We start from the raw sequence: 6,141 nt of genomic DNA on the forward strand, positions 1-6,141 counted from the left end.
CGGTCCGCAGCAGTTCGTCGGCGATGTACTCGGCGTACAACCAGCCCATGGGAACGGTGAGTTCACCGCCGCCGGTGCCGTCCGTGCCCTGATGACCTCTGTGGAGCATCCTTTCCTGCCTTCCTCCGGTGCGTACGCGTCGCCCGACCCCGGGCCCGCGGGACCTGTCCCCGTCCGGAACACGGATGAGGACAGCCGATTACTCAACGGGGGTCGTCGGCAAGGCGCTTTACGGAGGTTTGACTCGGCCGTCGGTTTCACCGCAGGTCGGGTGCGTAGCCCGGAAGCACCCGGCGCAGGGCGCGCAGCGCGTAGTACGCGCGGGACTTCACGGTACCGGGCGGAATCCCCAGCGTGTGCGCCGCTTCCGCCACACTCGCCCCCTGGAAATACACCAGCACCAGGACTTCACGGTGCTCCGGAGTGAGTGTCTTCACAGCCTCCCGCACATCGAGCGTCGCCGCGGCCCGTTCGGCGTGATCGGAGATCACCCGGGCGTTCTCCAGCACCGCGTCCCCGACCTCCGGCGGCGCGTCGATGGCGAGCCGCCGGGCGACGGTCAGCAGCCAGGGCCGTACGGAGTCGAAGTCGTCGGCGTGCAGCGCCTCGGGGTGCTGCCAGGCGCGCACCAGGGTCTCCTGGACCAGGTCCTCGGCGCGCTGCCGGTCGCCGTCGCAGAGCCGCAGCAGCAGCGCGAAGAGCGGCCGGCCGTGCTCCCGCTGGAGCGCGGCCAGCTCGTGCTCGGCGGTCGTCTGGTGGGTGAGGGTGGTTCCGGCCGTCATGGCCGTATGGCATCGCAGGGCGCCCCGGGCGGGACAGGGCGCGCACACGGCTCTGCGACGGACGGTCGAACGCGTCGACGAACGGTTCGACGAACGGTCCCGGGTGGCTCGCCGCGCGTCCGACCGCGCACACCGGACGGGTTAAAGGGCCCCTCGCGCCTGTTTGCCGTCTCGTTCAGCTTCGTACCTATTTGTGGGTAAATACGACCGCACAGGGGAAGCTGATGATCGTACGCATCGCACGCAGACGGCAGGTTGCCCTCGCCCTGACGGCCCTCCTCGCCGCAGGCGCCGCCTGTCAGGCCCAGCACCAGGAACAGCCCGCAGGGGCGGGCCGCCCCGCGCCCTCCGCCGCCGGCCCCGGCGGATTCACCCTCGTCGCCTCCGGTGACGTCCTGCCGCACAGCTCGGTCATCGACCGCGCACGCTTCGACGCGGGCGGCCAGGGATACGACTTCCGGCCGATGCTCTCCGGTGTCCGCCCCGTCGTCGCCCGCGCGGACCTGGCGCTGTGCCACATGGAGACGGTGTACGGCGCGAACGGCGACGACAACGGATACCCGTCCTTCAAGTCCCCGCCCGAGATCGCCCAAGCCCTCGCCGACACCGGCTACGACGGCTGCTCCACCGCCTCCAACCACAGCCTGGACGACGGCGCGGAGGGCATCCGCCGCACTCTGGACGCCCTCGACCGGGCGGGCGTACGGCACGCCGGATCGGCGCGCGCCGAGGCCGAGGCGCGCACCGCGACCCTGCTCCACGCCGGTGCCGCACGGGTCGCCCACCTCGCCTACACCTACGGCACCAACGGTCACCCGCTCCCCGCCGGACAGCCCTGGGCGGTCAACCTGATCGACGAGGGCCGGATCCTCGCCGACGCGCGGGCCGCCCGGGAGGCGGGCGCTGTCGCGGCGGGCGCGCTTCCGTACGCCCCGGCGCGCACCGAGCAGGCCGGCCACGCGTCCCGCCCCTGGCCGCGCCGGACCTTGTTGGCGACCGCGATCTGCTGGCCCTCTCGCAGGGGGGATGCGGCTCCGCACTCCGCCGCCCGCCGCCCGGGCGGTGCCGGCCGTGGTCAGCAGCCCGAACGGGGCGAGCAGGGCCGTTCCCGCGAGTGCCGCCGTCGTACGGGTCCGCCGGAGGCTGTGCCGCGAGCCGGCGTGGTGCCACCGGCCTGGGCCGGCGGACGCCCCGAGCGGTGCTCGTTGCACACGGGCAGGGGCCGGGCCGGGCCCGGAGCGGCCGACTGCCGATTGACGCAGACCAGTTCGAAGTTACCGCCAGTATCGGCGAATTCCGGCCACCCTATTCGTTCCCTGATTTCGGGATTTGTCGACCACGCACCCGGCCTCCTCGTGACGCACTTGACCGGAACAAGTGCCGGACTCTGCACGGGAGTTGACGGTGAGTGCCCGACTCGGACCCGAAGGTGACCGTGAGCGTCGGATGGTTCGATTCCGTTCGCCGCCCAGCGTGACTCCCGCCACAGATCGGCCGTTGTCTTCTTCATGAGCCCGGGACCGTCCCGGACCACGGGCCGGGAGCCACCCGGCCTGGCCACGCACCGCATCCCCAGGGAGCCCCCCGTGCCGCGCATGCTCGACGTCAGCGACGAGGTACGCGCCGAGATCGGCGACGAAGAAGCCGACCGGCTGCTCGCCGGATACAACACCCCGGGCAGTTACGACTGCACGTCCTGCCGCACCCCGGGCGACTCCGAGCGCGAGCGCACCAGCACCGTGCTGTTCATCGGCGACGAGACCGCCGTGCTCGCCTTCGCCCACGCCGCCTGCCTGCCCTCGCAGGTCGTCCAGGTCACCGAGGAACAGCTCCAGGGCGCGGTGAGGTCCATCAGCGGCGACACCGTGGACGTGGAGCCCGACAAGGTCGTGCCCGAGCAGGCCGTGCTCGGGGTGACCAGCGGACTCGTGCTGATCGCCGGGGAACTGCACCCCGCGCTGGTCGTCGAACCGACCGGCCCCATCGTGCGGCCGGGCTCGACCTCCGTCGACGACGACTTCCTGCCGCTCCTCATCGAGCAGGGGTTCATGCCGGTGGCCGAGCTGAGCGCGGTGCCGCCGGTGCTCCACGGCTGGTCGGTGCTGCTGGCGATGGGACAGCTGCACGCGGTGCTCCAGCCCGCGGCGAACGGCGGTCAGCCGGTGGCCTGGTGGCAGGCGCACCAGCCGTTGCAGGTCACCGAGGGCTGGCGGGCCGCCGCCAACAAGCACCAGCAGGTGCTGCTGTTCGCCGCGCCGGCGGGGTCCATCGGACGGCAGCCCCGGGAGGACCTCCTGCGCGACGCGCTGGACAAGGCCGCCGCCCACGGGCGGCTGGTCGGGAGCACCCTGCCGCTGGCGGGGACCTGAGCGTCCGGCGGCAGCCGCACCCCGGCGTTGTCCCCCGCCCCTCGTGGGGCGGGCCCCGCATCTTCTGCTGTGCCGGTGTCGTTTGGACATACGTGCACGCATACGACGCTCCCCGCCGCCAGCCCTATCCGTCGGTTCCTCCCCCGCCCCGCTCGGTCCATGATCGGACCGCTCCCTCGCCCACGCCGATCTACGACAAGCTCTACGCCGAGTACGTCAAGTCGTTCCGCACCCTGCCGGGCGACCGCAGCGGTGAGGAGAAGCTGGGGTTCACCGCCTTTGGGAGCATTCCGTACGGGGCGGGCTCGCTGAGCGGCTCACTGGGTGGAACGCTCGGGGGGTCGTACAGCGCCTACTACGGCGCGGGCGCCCAGAGCGCCCGGCAGAGCGGCAGCCAGCCGTCGCAGTGGCAGCGCGTCGGACAGATCCCGGCGGCACTGCCCCCGGCCCGGCGCGGCAACCGCTGACCGACGACGTGAAGGGGCGGCCCCCGGCGGGGGCCGCCCCTTCACGTCGTCGTCACGTCACTTCTTCTTCGCGCCGCGCTTCTCGCGCACTCGCACCGAGATGTGGATCGGCGTGCCCTCGAAGCCGAACTCCTCGCGCAGCCGGCGCTCGATGAAGCGGCGGTAGCCCGCCTCGATGAAGCCGGAGGCGAAGAGCACGAACCGCGGCGGCTTGGTGCCCGCCTGGGTGCCGAACAGGATGCGCGGCTGCTTGCCGCCCCGGATGGGGTGCGGGTGGGCGGAGACCAGCTCGCCGAGGAAGGCGTTCAGCCGGCCCGTCGGCACCCGGGTCTCCCAGCCCGCGAGGGCGGTCTCGATCGCCGGGACCAGCTTCTCCATGTGCCGGCCGGTACGCGCCGAGACGTTGACCCGGGGCGCCCAGGCGACCTGGCCCATCTCGGTCTCGATCTCCCGCTCCAGGTAGTAGCGGCGCTCCTCGTCGAGGGTGTCCCACTTGTTGAACGCGATGACGAGCGCGCGGCCCGCCTCGACGGCCATGGAGATGATCCGCTGGTCCTGCACGGAGATCGACTCGGAGGCGTCGATCAGGACGACCGCCACCTCGGCCTTCTCCACCGCCGCCGCGGTGCGCAGCGAGGCGTAGTAGTCGGCGCCCTGCTGGAGGTGGACCCGCTTGCGGATGCCCGCCGTGTCGACGAACTTCCAGGTCTTGCCGCCCAGCTCGATCATCTCGTCGACCGGGTCGCGGGTGGTGCCCGCCAGCTCGTTGACGACGACGCGCTCCTCGCCCGCCACCTTGTTCAGCAGCGAGGACTTGCCGACGTTCGGGCGGCCGATCAGGGCGATGCGGCGCGGGCCGCCGACGGCGGCGCCGAAGGTCTGCTCGGGGGCCTCCGGCAGCACCTCCAGAACGGCGTCCAGCATGTCGCCGGTGCCGCGGCCGTGCAGCGCGGAGACCGGGTGCGGCTCGCCGAGGCCCAGGGACCACAGGTAGGCCGCGTCGGCCTCGCCGCTCGGCCCGTCGACCTTGTTGGCGCACAGCACGACGGGCTTGCCCGCCTTGCGCAGCAGCCGGACGACGGCCTCGTCGGTGTCGGTGGCGCCGACCTTGGCGTCGACGACGAAGACCACCGCGTCGGCGGCCTCGATGGCGAACTCGGCCTGCGCGGCGACGGAGGCGTCGATGCCGAAGACGTCCTGCTCCCAGCCGCCGGTGTCGACGACCTTGAAGCGGCGGCCCGCCCACTCCGCCTCATACGTGACGCGGTCGCGGGTGACGCCCGGCCGGTCCTCGACGACCGCCTCGCGGCGGCCGATGATCCGGTTCACCAGGGTCGACTTGCCGACATTGGGGCGGCCGACGACGGCGAGCACCGGCAGCGGGCCGTGCCCGGCCGCCTCGATGGCGCCCTCGACCTCCTCCGGGTCGAAGCCCTCTTCCGCGGCGAGCTCCATGAACTCCGCGTACTCGGCGTCGCCGAGCGCCCCGTGATCGTGCTCGAAACCGTCCGAGCCGCCGGGCTGGATCTGGTCGTTCATGAAGTCCGTACCTCGTCGTTCATCGTGGTGATCGGTGGAACGTCCCGTTTCGGGATGATCCACTACTCAGTGTCGCTCAGCGCCCGGTCAGGCGCCTGGCGTTTTCCAGGTGCAGGGTGAGCTGCTTCTGGATGCGTTCGGTCGCCTCGTCCAGCGCCGTACGCGTGCGCCGCCCCGAGCCGTCGCCCGCCTGGAACGGGTCGCCGAAGACGACGTCGACGCGGCTGCGCAGCGGTGGCAGCGCCTTTATCAACCGTCCACGCCGCTCGGAACTTCCCAGGACGGCGACCGGCACGACCGGCGCCCCGCTGCGCACCGCGAAGTAGGCGAGCCCGGCGCGCAGCGAGGCGAAGTCGCCCTCGCCCCGGGTGCCCTCCGGGAAGATGCCCAGCACGCCGCCGTTCTCCAGCACGCCCAGCGCCCGCGTGATCGCGGTGCGGTCGGTGGTGTCGCGGTCCACCTTCAGCTGTCCGATGCCGGTCAGGAAGGGGTCCAGCGGGCCGACGAACGCCTCCTTCTTGACCAGGAAGTGCGTCGGCCGGGGCGCCACGCCCATGACCATCGGCCCGTCGATGTTGTGCGAGTGGTTGATCGCGAGGATCACCGGGCCGTGCGGCGGGACCCTCCAGGAGCCGAGCACCCGGGGCCGCCACAGCCCGTACATCAGCCCGACGCCGATGCGCCGCCCGACCTCGGCGCCCCGCGCCGACGGAGCCTCGTTCACTTCCCGGCCCGCTTCTCCTCGACGAGGGTGACCACGCACTCGATGACCTGCGCCAGCGTGAGGTCGGTGGTGTCCACCTCGACGGCGTCGTCGGCCTTGGCCAGCGGGGAGGTCTTGCGGCTGGAGTCGGCCGCGTCCCGCTTCAGCAGGGCCTCGCGGGTCGCGTTGACGTCGGCGCCCTGCAGCTCGCCGCTGCGACGGGCGGCACGCGCCTCAGGCGAGGCGGTGAGGAAGATCTTCAGGTCGGCGTCCGGCAGCAC

7 protein-coding genes are annotated in these 6,141 nt (G+C 72.3%); 3 read left to right on the plus strand and 4 right to left on the minus strand.

Annotated elements, in window-relative coordinates; genetic code table 11:
- Positions 1 to 257 precede the first annotated feature (257 nt).
- Positions 258 to 782: a sigma-70 family RNA polymerase sigma factor gene (locus CCN42_RS24905; protein ID WP_086738968.1), complete on the minus strand. Its 525-nt coding sequence runs from the start codon at positions 780 to 782 to the stop codon at positions 258 to 260.
- 224 nt (positions 783 to 1,006) lie between these two features.
- On the opposite strand from CCN42_RS24905, the gene CCN42_RS45910 reads away from it, so the two are divergent.
- From CCN42_RS45910 to CCN42_RS24925, 3 genes are all read left to right on the plus strand, one after another.
- The gene (locus CCN42_RS45910; protein WP_339384425.1) at positions 1,007 to 2,215 is read left to right on the plus strand and encodes a CapA family protein; all 1,209 of its coding nucleotides are present in this window, start codon (positions 1,007 to 1,009) and stop codon (positions 2,213 to 2,215) included.
- A gap of 153 nt (positions 2,216 to 2,368) precedes the next feature.
- Positions 2,369 to 3,151, plus strand: a complete 783-nt coding sequence (locus CCN42_RS24920) for a hypothetical protein (protein ID WP_086738970.1) — start codon at positions 2,369 to 2,371, stop codon at positions 3,149 to 3,151.
- 92 nt (positions 3,152 to 3,243) lie between these two features.
- Positions 3,244 to 3,618: a hypothetical protein gene (locus tag CCN42_RS24925; protein ID WP_086738972.1), complete on the plus strand. Its 375-nt coding sequence runs from the start codon at positions 3,244 to 3,246 to the stop codon at positions 3,616 to 3,618.
- Between the two features lie 57 nt (positions 3,619 to 3,675).
- Here the strand turns inward: CCN42_RS24925 and der are convergent, their stop codons facing one another.
- From der to CCN42_RS24940, 3 genes are all read right to left on the minus strand, one after another.
- A complete protein-coding gene (der, locus tag CCN42_RS24930) occupies positions 3,676 to 5,157 on the minus strand; it encodes a ribosome biogenesis GTPase Der (protein WP_086172503.1) in 1,482 nt (493 codons plus the stop codon).
- Positions 5,158 to 5,233: 76 nt separating this feature from the next.
- Entirely contained in the window at positions 5,234 to 5,821 is a 588-nt protein-coding gene (locus tag CCN42_RS24935; protein WP_386582612.1) for a lysophospholipid acyltransferase family protein, read from the minus strand.
- A 56-nt stretch (positions 5,822 to 5,877) separates the two neighbouring features.
- Positions 5,878 to 6,141 (minus strand): (d)CMP kinase (locus tag CCN42_RS24940; protein ID WP_211294789.1); only part of this gene is annotated, 264 nt, incomplete at its 5' end.

The organism is Streptomyces glaucescens (genome assembly GCF_002154375.1).
In the GTDB taxonomy this organism is placed as follows: domain Bacteria; phylum Actinomycetota; class Actinomycetes; order Streptomycetales; family Streptomycetaceae; genus Streptomyces; species Streptomyces glaucescens.